The 18798-nt window shown below is 46.0% G+C and carries 13 protein-coding genes; 10 read left to right on the forward strand and 3 right to left on the reverse strand.

Annotated elements, in window-relative coordinates:
* Nucleotides 1–66 precede the first annotated feature (66 nt).
* On the reverse strand, nt 67–1782 hold the full coding sequence (locus BLR84_RS29275; protein ID WP_090473812.1) for an IlvD/Edd family dehydratase: 1716 nt from the start codon (nt 1780–1782) through the stop codon (nt 67–69).
* Between the two features lie 318 nt (nt 1783–2100).
* Between BLR84_RS29275 and BLR84_RS29280 the strand changes: the two genes are divergently transcribed.
* The 4 genes from BLR84_RS29280 to BLR84_RS29295 all read left to right on the forward strand — a co-directional run bounded on the left by BLR84_RS29280 (nt 2101) and on the right by BLR84_RS29295 (nt 10216).
* Complete coding sequence (locus BLR84_RS29280) at nt 2101–2706, forward strand: DUF1684 domain-containing protein (RefSeq protein ID WP_090473813.1); 606 nt, start codon at nt 2101–2103, stop codon at nt 2704–2706.
* A 194-nt stretch (nt 2707–2900) separates the two neighbouring features.
* A complete protein-coding gene (locus BLR84_RS29285; RefSeq protein ID WP_176852191.1) occupies nt 2901–5222 on the forward strand; it encodes a glycoside hydrolase family 31 protein in 2322 nt (773 codons plus the stop codon).
* 290 nt (nt 5223–5512) lie between these two features.
* The gene (locus BLR84_RS29290) at nt 5513–7687 is read left to right on the forward strand and encodes a carbohydrate binding family 9 domain-containing protein (protein ID WP_218128526.1); all 2175 of its coding nucleotides are present in this window, start codon (nt 5513–5515) and stop codon (nt 7685–7687) included.
* Nucleotides 7688–8128: 441 nt separating this feature from the next.
* Entirely contained in the window at nt 8129–10216 is a 2088-nt protein-coding gene (locus tag BLR84_RS29295; protein ID WP_090473816.1) for a TonB-dependent receptor, read from the forward strand.
* 164 nt (nt 10217–10380) lie between these two features.
* Here the strand turns inward: BLR84_RS29295 and BLR84_RS29300 are convergent, their stop codons facing one another.
* Nucleotides 10381–12936 carry a family 20 glycosylhydrolase gene (locus tag BLR84_RS29300; protein WP_090473817.1) on the reverse strand — a complete coding sequence of 852 codons (2556 nt, stop codon included), beginning with the start codon at nt 12934–12936 and terminating at the stop codon, nt 10381–10383.
* A 188-nt stretch (nt 12937–13124) separates the two neighbouring features.
* On the reverse strand, nt 13125–14054 hold the full coding sequence (locus BLR84_RS29305) for a cobalamin-binding protein (RefSeq protein ID WP_090473853.1): 930 nt from the start codon (nt 14052–14054) through the stop codon (nt 13125–13127).
* 134 nt (nt 14055–14188) lie between these two features.
* Between BLR84_RS29305 and BLR84_RS29310 the strand changes: the two genes are divergently transcribed.
* From BLR84_RS29310 to BLR84_RS29335, 6 genes are all read left to right on the forward strand, one after another.
* Complete coding sequence (locus BLR84_RS29310; RefSeq protein ID WP_090473818.1) at nt 14189–14812, forward strand: LysE family transporter; 624 nt, start codon at nt 14189–14191, stop codon at nt 14810–14812.
* Nucleotides 14813–14965: 153 nt separating this feature from the next.
* Complete coding sequence (locus tag BLR84_RS29315) at nt 14966–15526, forward strand: NUDIX domain-containing protein (protein WP_090473854.1); 561 nt, start codon at nt 14966–14968, stop codon at nt 15524–15526.
* Between the two features lie 40 nt (nt 15527–15566).
* On the forward strand, nt 15567–16310 hold the full coding sequence (locus BLR84_RS29320) for a lysophospholipid acyltransferase family protein (RefSeq protein WP_090473819.1): 744 nt from the start codon (nt 15567–15569) through the stop codon (nt 16308–16310).
* A 269-nt stretch (nt 16311–16579) separates the two neighbouring features.
* Nucleotides 16580–17053 carry a ribonuclease H-like YkuK family protein gene (locus tag BLR84_RS29325; protein ID WP_090473820.1) on the forward strand — a complete coding sequence of 158 codons (474 nt, stop codon included), beginning with the start codon at nt 16580–16582 and terminating at the stop codon, nt 17051–17053.
* Between the two features lie 59 nt (nt 17054–17112).
* Nucleotides 17113–17949: a sulfurtransferase gene (locus tag BLR84_RS29330; RefSeq protein WP_090473821.1), complete on the forward strand. Its 837-nt coding sequence runs from the start codon at nt 17113–17115 to the stop codon at nt 17947–17949.
* A gap of 48 nt (nt 17950–17997) precedes the next feature.
* Nucleotides 17998–18474 (forward strand): SRPBCC family protein, encoded by a 477-nt coding sequence (locus tag BLR84_RS29335; protein WP_090473822.1) that lies wholly within the window; start codon nt 17998–18000, stop codon nt 18472–18474.
* The last annotated feature ends 324 nt before the right edge of the window (nt 18475–18798 follow it).

Consider the following 18798-nt stretch of genomic DNA (forward strand, 5'->3'; position numbering starts at 1 on the left):
AGGGGATTCGCACTTACCCTACCCTTTTTATTTATTTCCTCACCCAATCAATAATTCACTAATTAATCAATGAGAGTCCCTCACTACCTCGCTGCCTGATCCGCCTTTTAAAAAGTCAAAGTCGGCACCGAGATGAGCCTGCTCCACATGGGTTTGGTACAGATGTACATAACCCCGTTTAGCGATGTTGGTATGCAATACCAGCCGCTCTTTACGGGCGGCAATTTCCTGGTCGCTTACGTCCAGATGTAATGTGCCTGCATAAACATCCAGGCTAATGATATCGCCATCCTGTACAATGGCGAGTGTGCCGCCTACAGCGGCTTCGGGCGATACGTGCAGCACTACCGTGCCGAAGCCGGTACCGCTCATGCGCCCGTCCGAGATCCGTACCATGTCACGCACACCTTTATCCAGCAGTTTTTTGGGGATGGCCATATTGCCTACCTCGGGCATACCGGGATAGCCTTTGGGGCCTACATTTTTGAGCACCAGCACGTTGGTTTCATCAACCTCGAGGTTGGGATCGTTGATTTTATTTTTGTAGTCCTCAATATCTTCAAACACGATAGCCCTGCCCGTATGGATCATCAACTCGGTACTTGCCGCCGATGGTTTCATGACCGCGCCGTTTTCGCACAAGTTGCCCTTCAGCACTACGATGCCTGCTACTTCGTTAAATGGTTTTTTCCAGCTGGCTATCAGCTCGCGGTTAAAACATTCGCTGTGTTCATAGTTATCCTTGATGGGTTTGCCGGTTACGGTTATGGTATCGCCGTGCAATACTTCATGCAGTTCTTTCATGAGGGCAGGCAATCCGCCGGCATAATAAAAATCCTCCATAAAATATTTGCCCGATGGCTGCAGGTTGGCCAGCAGTGGGATACGTTTGGCGGTAGTATTAAAATCGTCCATATTGAGCTCAACCCCAATGCGTGCCGCTATGGCCAGCAAATGGATAATAAAATTGGTTGAACCGCCGATGGCCGCGTTTACGCTGATGGCATTTTCAAAAGCCGGGCGGGTGAGTATATCTGATAGTTTCAGATCTTCCCGAACCATCTCCACAATACGGTTACCCGATAAGTGGGCCAGTACTTTTCTGCGCGAATCAGCTGCCGGAATGGCGGCGTTCTCTGCCAGTGACAAACCTAGCGACTCCACCATACAAGCCATGGTTGAGGCCGTACCCATCACCGCACAATGGCCACGACTGCGGGCCATACAGGCTTCGGCGGTATACAGCTCCTCATCGCTCATATGACCGGCACGATGATCTTCGGAAAAACGCCAGATATCTGAGGTACCGATGTCGTGCCCGCGGTATTTACCGGTCAGCATAGCACCGCCCGATACCACAATAGTAGGGATATCCACACTACAGGCGCCCATAATGAGCGCGGGCGTAGTTTTATCGCAACCGCAAAGCAGCACCACGCCATCAAGCGGATTAGCGCGAATAGATTCTTCCACATCCATACTCACCAGATTGCGGTACAGCATGGCCGTGGGCTTGATGAGCGTTTCGCCCAATGACATTACCGGGAACTCCACCGGGTAGCCGCCCGCTTCATAAATACCATTTTTTACAGATTCGGCCAGTTCACGAAAATGGGCGTTACAAGGTGTAAGCTCCGACCAGGTATTGCAAATGCCGATAACCGGCTTACCCTGCAGCTGATGTGCCGGGATACCCTGATTTTTCATCCAGGCCCGGTAAATAAATCCGTCCTTGCCTGTTTTGCCAAACCAGCCTCTGCTTCTTAGCGGTTTATTGTCCATAAGTATAATTGGTATATTGAGGGTTCAATAAGCAAATATAAATTTCTGTAAATCGTTTTAGGTAGAGATAAAATAAATTTATTTCGACTCCTTCACTGTGCGGCTCTCTCTTCGGCGTCGCGGAAAAGAGGGTGGGGAAATTTTCTCCGCGCGTCATTGCGAGGCACGAAGCAATCTCTATGCTATACAGAGCGCCCCTGTAAAGTCAGGGATTGCTTCGTGCCTCGCAATGACGCGTGAAGGGAAAGGGTTAAGGCTATGACCGAGTCAATACTCCGCTTTATTTTTTTACATATATTGGCTCAAACTTTACCCGTCATGACAAAGTACTTCCTTATCCTGCTGATGCTAACCGGTCTAAACTCTTTCGGCCAGGATTTTAAAAAGCAGATAGCCGATTACCGTAAAGGTTATATGGACGATTTTCTAAAAGACGCCCACTCGCCCCTAAAAAAGGATGATCTCCAGTTCTTACGTTTCTATGATGCCGACAGTACTTACCGCGTTACCGCGCAGGCCACAGTACAGGTGAACGCGCAGGCTTTTATTATGCCGGTATTCAGCGGTACGGGTAGCGAATACACTCCATACGCCATATTAAAATTTACGCTCAAGGGTAAACCTTTGGAGTTGACAGTATACAAAAACACCAGGCTAGCCAATGTTCCCGGGTACAGTGATTACCTGTTTCTGCCTTTTATTGATGATACCAATGGCACTACTACCTACGGTGGCGGCCGCTATATTGACCTGCGCACAGGTGATTTTAAAGATGGCAGTGTCATGATCGATTTTAATAAAGCTTATAACCCCTACTGTGCCTTCAGCGCCGGATATTCTTGTCCCAAACCACCAGATGGCAACCGCCTGACTATAGCCGTTGAAGCGGGAGAAAAACTGTTTGGCAAAACGGTGCAGCATTGAAAATATTTCCTTTTTTAATTTCAAAAAACTATTCTATATTCACAACATCAAAACAAGTGTTACTCTCACACTCATTATAAACCAATAAACTGATGTTCAATATGCTTAAACCCTTACATCATTCCCTTGCTAAAAAAATACAATCGATTGCGATAATAATATCACTCGCTCTCTGCGGCGTTACAACATCTGCTTTGGCAGTTGTTAAATCGTACAAAAAAGCCGCGGATGGCGTTACTTTTTCCCTGGATAAAGGTCTGCTGAAAGTGCTGGTGCGCCGGGCTGATATTATTGAGATCAAGTACACCATATTCAATGCTTTTGAAACCAAACCATCCCTGGTGGTCAACAATAGCTGGAAAACCCCTACCCTTTACCAGGTGGCGGAAAATAAAATTGAAGTAACTATTACCACCGCTAAATTAAAAATCAGGGTAAACAAGGCCACCAATGCTATCACCTATACCGACCTGAAAGGCAATATCATTACCGCCGAAGACAGCGAAAACAAAACCATTACCCCGGCAACTGTCGCTGGCATCAGTACCAATACCATCAGTACCCAGTTTGTTTCACCACAAAACGAGGGCTTGTTTGGGCTGGGCTGCCATCCGTTGGATTCCTTATCTATCAATTACAAGGGCCGCAACCAGGATCTGCTTATCAAATATCTTACCGGCGCTATTCCCGTACTGCTATCAACCAAAGGTTATGGCCTGATGTGGGATAACTACTCTGCATCAAACTTTTATGGCGCCGAGGCCGATAATACCAAATTCAAATACGTATCCGAAAGTGGTAAACAGGTTGATTATTACTTTTTCTACGGCCCGGGCTTTGATCATATTATCGATGCTTACCGTACCGCTACGGGCAAGGCGCCCATGTTTGGTAAATGGGCTTTCGGCTTGTTCCAGTCGCAGGACAGGTACATGAGCGAGGACGAGATTATCAGCGTTAAAGATAATTACCGAAACAACCATATCCCGGTTGATGTACTGGTACAGGACTGGTATTACTGGGATCCGCTGCCTATTGGTTCGCACGTGATGAAACCGGAGCGTTACCCGCATCCGCAGCAACTGATCGATGAGTTGCACAAGGCCAATCTGCATGCCATGATCTCCATATGGCCGGTATTTGGCAAAGGCACACCTAATTATGATGCCCTGCAAAAAATGGGGGGATTGACCGATATTACCTGGGACAACGTAGTCACCCACACTTTTGATACCTATTACGATGCCCACAACCCCAAAGCCCGTGAGCTATACTGGGACCAGGCCCGCGACAGCCTCATCAAACGCTATGGTTGGGATGCCTGGTGGATAGACCAGTGCGAGCCGGATAATGGCGCTTTGCAGGATGCCCGCCGCCAAAGCAATTTTAGTATTGGTAAAGGGATCGATTATTTTAATACTTACTCCTTACAGCATACCAAGGGGGTTTACGAAGGCTGGCGCAGGGATATTCCGGGCAAACGCGCTTTCTTCCTGGTAAGGCAATCCTTTGCCGGGGAACAGCGTAATGCTTCAACCTTATGGTCAGGTGATATTGAGTGTACTTTTAAGGACTTTAAGAACCAGGTGCCTCAGGGTATCAACACCGGCGTATCGGGCATCCCTTACTGGACATCAGACATTGGTGGTTATCATTTTCACTGGAAAGCTGCTGATTGGTCGCAACCCGATAAGCGCGAGCTGTTTACCCGCTGGTTCCAGTTTGGTACATTTTGCCCTATCTTCCGTGTACATGGTAAAGGCGAACGAGCATTGTTCAGCAAAAACTGGGATGATAAAACCAAAGCTATCCTGCTGAACTTTGATAAGTTGCGTTACCGCCTGCTGCCTTATATCTACTCGCTTGCTGGTCGCGTTACTACCGATAATTATACCATCATGCGTTCCCTGGCTTTTGATTTCAGAGACGATAGTAAGGTTTATGGCATACCCGATCAGTATATGTTCGGTCCGGCATTTATGGTGAACCCGGTTACCGAGCAGCTTTATACATCGGCTGATGCCGACAGAAAAGCCAAGGCCCGCCAGGTATATTTGCCTGCCGCCAGTAAATGGTACGATTTCTGGACTGGCGAACTGCTAGACGGCGGACAAACCATCAGCGCGGCCGCGCCGATTGATATACTGCCGCTTTATGTAAAAGCAGGTTCCATCATCCCAATGGGGCCGCATATGGAATACGCCACCGAAAAACCGGCCGATCATATCGAACTGCGCATTTACCCCGGCGCCGATGGCTCGTTTAAATTTTATGAGGACGAGAACGATAACTACAATTACGAGAAAGGCCAATACACAACTTTCAACCTCAACTGGAACGACAAAACCCGCAAACTCACGATATCCGATACCAAGGGCAAATTCCCCGGAATGTTAAAAAGCCGCACCTTTAATATTGTGCTGGTGAAAGGCAGCCACGGAGCCAATGTGGAGGTAACCGACAAAGCCGATAAGATGGTTAAATATGCAGGGAAAGCATTGGTGGTGAATTTGTAATGAAGACATATTTAGATAAATAAAGTTATTCCTACCTGTAAACATCGACCGCAGAACCGACTCACCCGATCTGCGCTTCACTGGATCCTCTCTCTTCGCCTTCAGCGGAAAGAGGGGATTACTTTTTGCGCGTCATTGCGAGGTACGAAGACAACCGACCGGAGCCATGCATGTGGGATCCAGAAATAAATTCGGGTAACCTGTTAATTAATTTTTTCAAAACACCGTAAATCGCTAACTTACCGCATCTAAGTAAATCGATTTAATAAAACCTATACAAAGCATTAATTTTGAATTTTATCCGTCCTTTATCACCAGGAAAAACATTAATGCTGATGGTATTTTGCCTGTTTGCTTTTACGGCATCGGCACAAAAAAAGAATGCCGCCTATCAATACCACATCCGTAAGGCAACCGGGCCGATAGTTATTGACGGGATGATGGATGATGCCTGGTACAAGGCCGACTCCACCAGCAGCTTTTTTATGGTGCTGCCCATGGATACCAGCAAAGCCACCTTACAAACCCAGGTACGGATGACCTATGACAATAACTACATTTACATTATTGCCACCTGTTATACCCGGGGAACGGGACAATACATGGTGGAATCAATGAAGCGGGATTTTGCCTTTCTCAAAAACGACAATTTTATATTCTTCCTTGACCCTTTTGATGCCCGCACCGATGGCTTCAGTTTTGGATCTAATGCTGCCGGAGCCCAATGGGACGGCAGCATGTACGAAGGCGGCAAGGTCGACCTGAGTTGGGATAATAAATGGGTATCTGTTGTAAAAAACTATCCTGATCGTTGGGTGTTTGAAGCATCCATCCCTTTCAAAAGCATCCGGTATAAAAAGGGTGTAGATGTTTGGGGTATCAATTTTAGTCGTAACGACCTTAAAACCACCGAAAAATCAAGCTGGGCACCTGTGCCGCGGCAGTTCCCGACCGCTTCGCTGGCCTATACCGGGTCATTGGTTTGGGACGAGCCTCCACCCGAGGCTGGTACTAATATTTCCCTTATCCCTTACGCCCTGGCTGGTGTATCTAAAGATTATCAGGCCAAAACTGGTACCACCTGGAAAAAAGAGATAGGCGGTGATGCCAAGATAGGTCTTACCTCATCCCTTAACCTGGACCTGACCGTAAATCCCGATTTTTCGCAGGTGGATGTGGACCAGCAGGTAGTTAACCTGAACCGCTATGAGCTGTTCTTTCCAGAAAAACGGCAATTCTTTTTAGAGAACGGCGATCTCTTCGCCAACTTTGGATACGCTGATATACGACCATTTTTTTCGCGCCGTATCGGGCTTAATGCGCCCATCCGCTTTGGTACCAGGCTCACCGGCAAAATTGATAAAGACTGGCGCGTGGGCCTCATGGATATACAAACCGGCGAGGCAGATGCAGCAGCTTCACCCGCTCAAAATTATGGCGTACTTACCCTGCAGCGCCGTGTATTCGCCCGCTCCAACATCGGTTTTATGTTTATCAATAAGGATGCTACAGGCACAGCCACACCGGGCACGCAATACAACCGCAACGTGGGTATGGAATTTAACCTGGCATCGTCCAATAATTTACTGACGGGCAAACTATTGGGCATCAAATCATTTACACCGGGGCTGAAAGGTCATGATATCGTAGCCGCCGGTCACCTCCAATATCTGAGTAAATACTGGACGGCTTATCTACAGGATGAATATGTGGGTAAAAACTACACCGCCGGTGTGGGTTATGTACCACGGACGGGCTATAACAAGATCAGTCCCCTGTTGCTACGTAATTTCTTTCCAAAAGCAGGTGGGATATTGAGTCATGGTGTACAGTTGGTATCTAACTATTATTTCGATGAGCATTTTAAACGCACCGATAATGAAAGCACGCTCTCCTATCTCATCACCCTGCGCAATCGCAGTACCTTTACGCTATCCGCCATTAATGATTATATCAAGCTGCTGGTACCTTTCGATCCTACCAACACCGGCAAGCCGCTGTTGCCCATAGGCACAGAAAACCATTGGAACACCATCGACGCACAATTTGTATCCAAACCGCAAGCACTGTTCACTTACCTGGCCGAAACTGCTTATGGCGGCTATTATCAAAACGGTCATAAAACTACCATCACCATGCAGCTTGGTTACCGTTTTCAGCCTTATGTGAACATCGCGGTTAACAGCTCTTTTAACGATCTGCGGATGGAACAGCCTTATGGCAATACCAGTTTCTGGCTCATCGGTCCGCGTACAGATATTACGGTAAGCAACAAGCTTTATTTTACCACTTACATACAATACAACGGACAGATCCGTAATATCAACACCAACATCCGCATGCAATGGCGCTACAAACCGGCATCCGACTTTTTTATTGTTTACGGCGATAACAACACGCCTTCGCCCTTTATGGTCAAGAACCGGCAGTTGGTTGTGAAATGGACGTATTGGTGTAATTTGTAGACCATCGGCAAAAACGGATGTCATGCTGAGCGCCGTCGAAGCATGGTGGATAGGCCTCTGCTCGCAAGTCTTCGACAAGCTCAGACTGACAGGCCCCAAGTGCTTTCGCAGTCGCTCGGCTCCCGCCGAGTGACGACTATTTGCAGGCCTCTGGCCTGCGATTCGAATATTAACACTGTTTTTCACATCGGCCAGAGGCCGGGTAATAATGGTCACTCGGCTGGAGCCGAGCGACTGCGGGGGGAATAGCGAGATTCGAAACTTATTTCATGTCATTGCGAGGAGGAACGACGAAGCAATCTCGTAGCTATTCCTATTCATGAGAACGTGAGGAGATTGCCACGCTACGCAATGACATGTTTAATTATTGTATATTGTTTTAATTCTGTTACATGGTTTTACAGGTTAAAACACATATTTTTGGGTTCTACCTGTTTATCTATGTTAAAAACTTATACCACCTTATTTTTCAGTTTTATTGTCGCGGCAAATGCCATTGCACAAACTTCAAAAACCGCATCAAAAAGGGATACCACACACCTGCAAGCCGTTACGGTTAAAGGTTACCTGAGCGAGCAGCCAGTACTGAGTGTACCCGCTTCGGTAAGCGTGCTTGGAGCGGCACAGTTAAAGCTACAACCTGATAACTCTTTTGTGAGCGCATTAAATACCGTACCAGGTGTTCGGGCGGAAGAGCGTTCACCGGGTAGTTATCGTTTGTCGATCAGGGGTAGTTTACTGCGGTCGCCATTTGGGGTGCGGGATGTAAAAATTTATTTTGATGAGATTCCGCTTACCGATGCCGGCGGCAACACCTATTTAAACTCGGTAGATATTGCCAGTGTACCCGGCATAGAAATATTGAAAGGCCCCGATGGCAGCTTGTTTGGCGCCAACTCTGGTGGTGTGGTTTTGTTAAGCCCGGTAAATCGTTATGCCGATACGAGTTACAGATCCATCGGTATCAATACAGGGTCATACGGACTTTTTCATGAGAAAGCCAATATACAGCAGCAATTTGGTAAAAACCTGTTGAGCATTAACCAAAGCTACCAGGCCTACCAGGGCTATCGGCAAAACAGTAACATGAGTCGCAATTATATACAAGTGGCAGACAAATGGAACTATAGCGGTAAAAATGAGTTACGGTTTTTAGGCTTATACTCCGATCTTACGTACCAAACACCCGGCGGACTGAACCTTGCCCAGTTTACTGCCGACCCGCGCCAGGCCAGACTACCTACACCAACCATCCCGGGGGCTCTACAGCAACATATCGGTATCAGTACTACTATGTACCTGACCGGCTTGGTGAATGAATATCATTTCAGCGATCGGATCCGTAACGTATTGTCGGTTTTTGGCAATCATGTTGATTTCGCCAACCCATTTATCACCAACTATGAGCAGCGCGGCGAAAACACCTTTGGTTTCCGCACCTATTTTGAGCTGGCCGGTTTACCCCATGAAAATATTAACTGGAAGGTTAACCTGGGGATGGAATGGCAGCAAACCAACTCTGTGATTAGCAATTATGGCAATAAAAGGGGCGTGAAAGACACCATCCAAACCAGCGATTATATCCACACCAACCAGCATTTTATATTTGCCCGTTACTCGGCGGATATTTATAAACGCCTGCATTTGGAAGCTGCGCTGAGCCTGAACTGGTATGGCTATGATTTTAAGAACATCTATCCGCTGGCCCAAACCAATTTTACCAATCGCAATTTTAGTCCGCAGCTGATGCCGAGGCTTGCCTTGAGTTATCAAGTAACCAATAATTTTATTTGGCGCGCATCCGTAAGCCGGGGCTACTCTACCCCTACCACTGCCGAGGTTCGCCCTACCGACAATATTGTGAATACCTCATTGCAAGCCCAAACCGGCTGGAATTACGAAACCGGTTTCCGCCTGCGCAATCAGGACGAAACGATGTTCCTGGATGTAGCTGCGTTTTACTATCGCATCAGCAATGCCATTGTGCGCCGTGTAAATGCCAACGAAACCGAGCATTACATCAATGCAGGTGGTACCAATCAGCCTGGTGTTGAGCTATCATTTACCGATTGGCTCATCCGGCCAAACAATACTCACTTTGTACGCGGATTACAGTTTAATGAATCATACACCTATAGTAAGTTTACTTTCAGGAGTTATGTAGATGCGGTAACCAGCGCCAGTTACTCGGGCAATAATCTTACGGGTGTGCCGCAAAATGTTTTTGTGAGCAGCTTGCAATTGCGGGTACCGTACAACCTATCAATATTTGCCCAGCACAATTATACTTCCAAAATCCCGCTGAATGACGGCAACACCGTTTATGCGGGAAGCTATAACCTGTTACAGGCCAAAGTAAGCTGGCAGCCTACCATTGGCCATAAAACACACCTGGAAATTTATGCCGGTGCCGATAATATCCTGAACGAAAAATACAGCCTGGGTAACGACCTGAACGCCGTAGGCAACCGCTACTATAACGCATCGCCATTGCGGAATTATACCGTAGGTATGGGGGTAGTGTTTTAGTCTATGGACCATGGTATTTCTTACATAATAAAAAGAGACGCATGTGATGCGTCTCTACGTTTCATTTTTTGTAGAGACACATTACATGTGTCTCTCATTATTCAAATTTTTCTCTTTAAGCAAACTATGGACTATGGACCATCGTCCATGGACCCAAAAAAACCTTACGGATTCAAGCTATTGTTACCCCCTTCGGCTACATTACCGCCACGGCCCTTCACATCAAAGGCCCGGAACTTGATCACGCCACCGGTGTAATTTACCGGACCGGTATATGGTTTGCTTTTCTCATCCGGATCTTTGCCGTTAGTAGTATATCGGATGGTTAAGCCTGGATAATCAATATTACTCAGGTATTTGCCATCCTGCAGACTGATACCTGGTTTGGGGATACGGTAATTGTAACCGCCTTCGTAATAACTTAAACGTGGCAGTTCTCTTTTACCCAAAACATTCAAAAAGCCCGACCATGCCGTTTCGTATTTCTGTTTTGCCTTAACCGGATCGGTTTCAGTTGCCCATTGTGGGTCGGGGGCCCAAGCACGTTCGGCCAATGCCAATAAACGTGGGAATATCATATAATCCATACGCTCGGTACTTTTTACGGTTTCGGCCCATAGCGCGCCTTGCAGTCCTACTATATTGCCTTTACCATAATCTGTTAGGCGTTGTTTGCCTATAAATAACGACTGAGGGATAGGGTTACCGTTTTTATCCACATCGGCATTTTTGAAATAGTCAAAAGGGATAAACGAGTAAAATTTATCGATGCCTAAAAACGCGCCCCAGTAATAACCCGGTTCATCAAATGATTTATAGTTGGCCATATCAAAGTACAGGTTGGTAACGCATGTAAGCACTACTTTATAACCGGCATTAGCCAAACGGTAAGCCAGGTCTTCTTGTCCACCACCCAGTACGTTGTTCCATACATCGGCTTGCAGGTGCTCTTTGGTAAAATCAGGATTGGGTACATAAGCCGGACGGCCATCGAGCGTGGTTTTGCGCAGCGCCATTTCTTCCCAACCGGAAAGCAACAGACCTTTGGCTTTTAGTATATCGTTCACGCGGCCATAAAAGTAATACCACAGATCATTGGTACTTTGTATCTCCGGGTGACTTGCCTTTAAAGCCAGGTAAGCAGGCGATTTTTCCCATACGTGTGCAGGCACTTCATCACCACCAAAATGGATAGTTTGCAGCGGTGCGCCAGCTTCTTTGTATAAAGCAGCAACGTCATCCACTACTGTTGACACAAAATTATAGGTTGATGGCAATGATACATCGATCACGTTATCGTTCCAATACTGTACCGAGCGGTATTCTGATTTATCATTCAGATCGCGCAGCAGGTATTTTTCAGCATCGGCTTTTTTGCCCTCGGCCATCAGGCGATCATACCGGGCATCCATCGCTTTGATAGGCGCGCGGGCGTGACCGGGTGTTTCAATTTCGGGGATCACTGCAATGTGGTGATCAGTGGCGTATCTTAATATTTCGATATAATCGGCACGACTGTAAAATCCTGTACCCACCGTATTATTCACATCCGGACCAGAGCCATGCGAGGCGGGTAAAAAATGTTTACTATCCAGTGTGTGGCCACGCTTAGCGCCAACCGAAGTTAGCTCAGGGAGCGATGGCAGTTCCAACCGCCAGCCTTCATCATCGGTTAAATGCAGGTGCAGGGCGTTCAGTTTATACAGGCTCATGGCCTCCAGCAATTTTAACACCTGTTTTTTAGGCTGAAAATTACGGGCTACATCCAGCATCACGGCACGATAGGCAAAACGGGGAGCATCCTTTACATCAACCCCGGGTATCTGTACCGATTTTTGTTTTTTGGCAAATGCCACAGCCGGTATTAGCGACCTTAAAGACTGAACACCGTAAAAAGCGCCGGTACTTGTTGAAGCATTAATGGTGATACCCTGCGGTGTTACCTTTAATTCATAAGCCTCCGGAGCCAGTCCGTTTACTTTGGTTAAACTGATAACCGAGGTTTTGGATGTACCAACAATCGGGCTGACTAACAATTGGTTGAAGCCTGCCTTTAATTGACCGGCTTCTTTTGCAAACTCTTTATCGGCAACAATACTTATCTTATCATCCAGGGTAAATGCACCTCCTGTTTCCTGGTAGCTTGCGGGTGTAGGAAAAACTTTTGGCAATTGGTCGGCCGGGATATCGGCAATATTTTTATTTCGACCGAAAACAATTTCTGGAGTGATCAAACCCTGGTAAGTAGGTTTGTATGGCTCAACGGTAAACGAGGTGATGGAGTATCCTTTTTCGGGTTGCGCGTCCCAAACCAGGTAAATACCTTCGGGCGCATCGGTGGCGTTCACTACCGGGTCGTCATTAATATATTCAATCCGCGTTGATGCACCGGGTTGCAGTTCCTTAAAACCTTCTGTTGGGGTGATGCTGTACAGGTCGCCATTTACCTGGTTTATTTTGGCGTTGTTACTTACCGTATGCTCTACAAAACCACGACCGGAGTTAAAGTAGAACTTCCAGCCAGCAGCGGGCAATACCTCGTGCCCGCTGTTGGTGATGATCAAGGCAGTAAGCGCCTGGTTCTTGTTCTGGTAATTATTATCAACCACCTGCCAGGTAATGCGCAGATCGGCAACGTTAAACTTGATATCATGATGAAGGGTAAAGGCTGTGCTCATGAAAAACGCAGCAACCAGCATTGTTGTAATAATTTTGCGCATAGTATAACCGTGATTGATAATAGATTGAATGGTAAATATAATTTAACATTTCAATTTTAGCTATACTTTTTAAAAAAATTTAAGAAGGCACTTTGAGAGCAAGGACGAGGAGAGCAAGGAGCAAAGATTTTTAGAGCAAAAAAAGAAAAAGTCCTTGCTCTTTGTTCCCAAAATCCTTACTCCAAAAATCATACTCCAAACCTGATCCAGCCTTCGCCTTCATAACCAAAGGCAAACTGCTTGGGGCGAAGTATCTCGGCCAATATCTCGATAGAATCAACAATACGCGGACCGGGGCGGTTAAAGTATTGGTTACCGTCGACGATAAAAAGCTGGTTATTCTTGATAGCCTTAAGTTCCGTAAAACCGGGCAGGCTCATTAAAATATCAATCTCTTTAAGGGTTCTTTCAATAGAAAAACCGCAGGGCATCACCACTAAAAATTCCGGATCCTGCAGGCGGATATCATCCCATTGTACATAGGACGAATGTTTGCCATCCTCCCCTACCAATATAGGCGTTCCTCCGGCAATTTTCACCAGGCCGGGTACCCAGTTGCCGGATATCATCATGGGGTCGAGCCATTCAATGCAGGCTACCGTGGGCCGGCTTTCGCTGAATTTTAATTTATGTTTGATGATATCTATACGTTCAACCAAATTCTCTACCAGTTCAGCACCAGCTTCAGGAACATTCAACGCTTTAGCTATAGTAATAATATCATTCATGATATCTTCCAGGCTGTTGGGCCGCAACGAAATGATACGGGCTTTTTTTTCCAGGTAATCATCCAGCGCCAGCTCTACGTCGGCCAGGGAAACAGCGCAAACTTCGCATTGATCCTGTGTGATCACTACATCAGGCGCTAATTCTTTGATCTGTTCGCGTTTTACCGTATATACCGATAGCGCATCGGCCAGGATCTCTTTTACCTTTACATCGATCTCATTGCTACTTAAATTATCCGGAAAATTAGCTTCGGTACAAACCGGCAATTGTTTTAGGGATGCGGGATAATCGCACTCATGTGAGCGGCCTACCAGACTATCTTCTAGCCCCAGGGCACAGATGATTTCGGTAGCGGATGGTAGTAAGGAAACTATTTTATCAGTTGACATGTTGTAAATGTGCGGATGATTTATTTGATGTGCAAATGATAGATTAAATGTGCTTATCATGGTGCGGGCAAAAATCTGCACATCTATAATCTGCACATTTGAAATTTGCACATTTGCGACTTATCTTTGCGGCAATGATATTCCTAACCTTTTTTATCGGGATCATTGCCAATTTTATTGGTTATATCCCCCCCGGAAACATAAATCTAACCCTGATACAGATCACCATGAACCGTGGGATGAAAGAGGCCCTACGTTTTATTATCGCTTTTTCCTGCGTTGAGTTTTTCTTTACTTACTTCATCATGCATGCCGCCCGCTGGCTATCGGGCGAGTTAAAATTAACCGTTATTATCGACTGGATAATGGTGATCCTGTTTGGTGTTTTGGGTACTATTACCTGGGTAAACCGTAATAAACCACCCGAAACCCATTACTCTGAACATGCCAGTATCAAATACGGTATACTCCTGGGATTTTTGAACCCCATGCAGGTACCTTTCTGGATGGTGACAGGCACCTACCTCATTACCCATGAGTGGATTCTGGATGGCAGGATCGCCTTGATCATCTTCAGCATTGGATCGGCTGCGGGTGCGTTCCTTTGTCTGTTTCTTTATGCCAAATTTGCTAAATACATCCAGGATAAGTTTGCGTTGAGTACACGTTTCATCAATACGGGTATTGCTATCCTGTTCTTTGCTTTTGCAGGGTACCATATCGTAAAACAGGTCTATCTGTCGTTTTTTAAACATTAAGTATACCGACGTGCCCAAAGGGAATTTTCGTAACAAAAACTAAACTGATTAAAAAATCTTTCCTGACGGAGCGATTATTCACGATTATTTCTTTTTTTTATTGTGTTAATGAATGCTTCGCAGTTTAGACGGGCTTTTACTATTTTTAACGCTATGCACCATCCTGAAGAAAACCCCTGGAAAATAACATCAGAAAAAAACGTTTATGATAACCCCTGGATAAACGTTACCGAATACCAGGTCATCAACCCTTCGGGAAACCCGGGTATTTATGGCAAAGTTCATTTCAAAAACATAGCTATTGGTGTACTACCGCTTGATGACGAGCTGAATACTTACCTGGTGGGGCAATTCCGTTTTCCGCTGAACCAATATAGTTGGGAAATGCCCGAAGGTGGCGGCCCCGAGGGTACGGATCCGCTCGAATCGGCTAAACGTGAATTATTGGAAGAAACAGGCCTGAAAGCCAGCCAATGGACGGAAATTCAGCGTATGCACCTGAGCAATTCTGTAAGCGACGAACTAAGCATTATTTACCTGGCACGGGAACTTACCCAGTTTGAGGCCGAGCCTGAGGATACCGAACAGCTGACCATCCATAAGATCCCCTTTGCCCAAATGTATCAAATGGTTTGCGACGGGCTGATCACCGACTCCATGACCGTAGCCGCTGTACTAAAAGTACAGTTGCTTTTGGCAGAAAATCGCTTATAAAACAACTCATTTGTACAAAAAGAACTAAATTTGTTGGTCGATGAAAAAGTTTTTAGGCTATATTTTATCCCCCTTTGCTACTGTAGCATTTTTTTTGGCACTCCTTATCTTTCACCCCATACAATGGGTGAGCTTCCGTTTGTTTGGATACGCCGCCCATAAACGCTCAGTCGACGCTTTAAACCTTTGTTTGCTGAGTACCGCTTACCTGCTGGGCAACACGGTTACTTTTATCAATAAACAAAACCTGCCAACCGGTCGCCCTATTATATTTTTAGCCAATCATCAAAGCTTGTTTGATATACCACCACTTATTTGGCACCTGCGTAAGTATCATGCAAAATTTATCTCAAAAATTGAGTTGACTAAAGGTATTCCTTCCATCTCTTATAACCTGAAACATGGTGGCGGCGCCAATATCGACCGTAAAGATTCCCGTCAATCCATTGCCGAAATTGTTAAGCTGGCTCTGCGTATGAAAGAGAATAAGTGGTCGGCAGTGATATTTCCAGAAGGTACGCGCTCCAAAAATGGCGACGTAAAAAGCTTTCAGGTGGGTGGTATTGCTACCATATTAAAAAAATGTCCTGAGGCGCTGCTGGTGCCTATTGCTATCAAGGATTCCTGGAAAATGATCCGTTATGGATATTATCCGCTTAATACTTTTACACCTATGACCTGGGAAGTGCTTGTCCCCATTGAACCCGGCAACGCACCCATGGAAGACCTGGTACTGGAAGCCGAAAACCGCATTAAAGAAGCGCTATCCTCCCAAATCCGATAATATAAGAGACGCAAATATGCGTCTCTACATTTTTTTCACTTGTTGTAGAGACGCATATTTGCGTCTCTTTTTATTAGTACGCTCCCCGTACATGTACCAGGCCATAATCTCAGGTCGGGGTAAAAGCCGCATCCAAATTTCCAACGTGTTAATAATCAGTTAAATGTTAACAAATAAATGACGTAGTGTTTACGTTAATATGAAACCTTATCGCTTATTTTTATAGACCCATAAAAAAGGTCGGCAAAAATTTACCTAATACAAATTTTATGACCTGGAGAAAATTCAGTGGCGAGGTTATCCAATCGTCCATTTTAGAGGAGGTTGAAAGAGCAATTGAAAGGGAGGCCGCCCTCGGCAACAAACTCAAAGTATGTATCGGCACCGACTCACAGGTGAAAGGGGCTGTAACCGATTTTGCAACCGTTATTGTTTTTTTACGGGAGCAACGCGGCGGTTTCATGTTCATTCACCAGGAGCGTACCTCGCAAAAAATGAGCATCAAAGAAAGGATGCTGAGCGAAGTACAAAAGTCGATCGACATTGCTTACAAGCTTTGCGACCTGCTTGACTTGTATGATGTTGACCTGGAAGTACATGCCGATATCAACACCAACCCGATGTTTAAATCGAACCAGGCCCTGCATGAGGCTATGGGTTATATTTTAAGCATGGGCTTTGTGTTTAAGGCCAAACCCGAAGCTTTTGCCAGCTCCTACTGTGCCAATAAAATAGTGCAGTAAAAGCGCAAAAGTAGCCGCGACGTATTTATATTTGATTTTTATACAAATCGAACATACCTATGTCGCCACTAATAGAAATCAACGACCCGGCTTTGTCCGGCGCGAATACCATTCTTATCGACGCCCGTGCCGGGCAGGATGCACACCAACGCTACCTTGCCGGCCATCTGAAAACCGCGGCTTTTGTTGACCTCGACAAAGATCTTGCTGCTAAAGTTACCGATGCCTCCCAGGGCGGAAGGCACCCATTGCCCGATATACATGATTTTGCAGCTTTGCTTGGTAAACTGGGTATAACTCCTGAAAGCCATGTAGTAGTTTATGACGACAAGGCAGGCGCCTTTGGCGGTGCCCGTTTCTGGTGGATGCTGAACGCTATTGGTCACACCCATGTACAGGTACTGAATGGCGGCCTGAATGCCGCGATAAAAGCCGGCATTGAATTAAGCACTGAGGAGTATACACCAACGCCAGTATCCCCTTACCCTGTACGTGGTGAATTTGAAGGCACCGTTGATATTGAAGAAACCGGCAGCGCAGCGTATGATGAAAGCCGCATGGTGATAGATGTTCGTGAAACGCCACGTTACCTGGGTCAGACTGAACCGATTGACCTGATAGCCGGCCATATCCCGGGCGCGCTTAACTTACCCTATGTTTATAACCTGGATACTGATGGTAAATATCTCCCGGCAGAAACGCTGCGACAGCTTTATAATGATGCTATTGAAAACGTAGATCACAGCCAGGTAATTGTACATTGCGGATCGGGTGTTACGGCATGTCATACCCTGTTGGGCATGGCTTACGCTGGAATCATCGGACCAAAATTGTACGTAGGCTCCTGGAGCGAGTGGTCGCGCAGGGATCTGCCTATTGGTACAACCCACCGGTAAATTATTGCCGATTCAAACAATTAGTGTTCACGGATTGTCAGCCTTTTGATGAAATCATACGTATTAAAAACAGAACAGGCCATACCCATTAGTTTAGATATGGCCTGGGATTTTTTCTCGTCACCATTAAACCTGGCTAAGATCACTCCACCCGATGTGCACTTCGTGGTAACATCTGATTATACTGCTGATACCAAAATATATCCGGGCATGATCATTACCTATAAAATAGCGCCGCTACTGGGCATCTACATGAACTGGATGACCGAAATAACCCATGTAGCCGACAAACAATATTTTGCAGACGAGCAACGCTTTGGCCCTTACGCCATGTGGCATCACCAACACCATTTTAAAGAAATCGATGGAGGCGTATTGATGAACGATATTTTACATTACGCCATCCCCTACGGCATTTTCGGCAGATTAAGCAATACCCTTTTTGTAGCCAATAAGGTAAAGGAGATCTTTGCTTTTAGGGAAAAGGCAGTTGAAAAGATATTTGGAAAGATGCCGGGTTCTTAGAGACAAGGGCCAAAGAAAATGCTCTGGCGCCTGTCTTTCTTCTTTTCCCGTCAGCAGAACAGCTTCGGGCGGAAGCAGGCAGAATATGATGGACTGTGGGGTAGCAGGGGGCATTAGCAAACCTTGCTGAAGCAAGGGTATGAGTGAACGAAGTGGAGGTAAGGTTTAGCAGCCCGTGATTCTGGCTGCTTTGCAGGGCAAAGGCCAAGAGCGCAAAGAAGCATTTCTAGTGACTTGATTTTTGGTTACTTTGTATCAAGACAAAGTAACAGCCTTAGCGGCAATTGAGCGCTCTACGATTTGCATTATTCACCCTGTATAAAG

The sequence above is a fragment of the Mucilaginibacter sp. OK268 genome, from assembly GCF_900103125.1.
Classification (GTDB): domain Bacteria; phylum Bacteroidota; class Bacteroidia; order Sphingobacteriales; family Sphingobacteriaceae; genus Mucilaginibacter.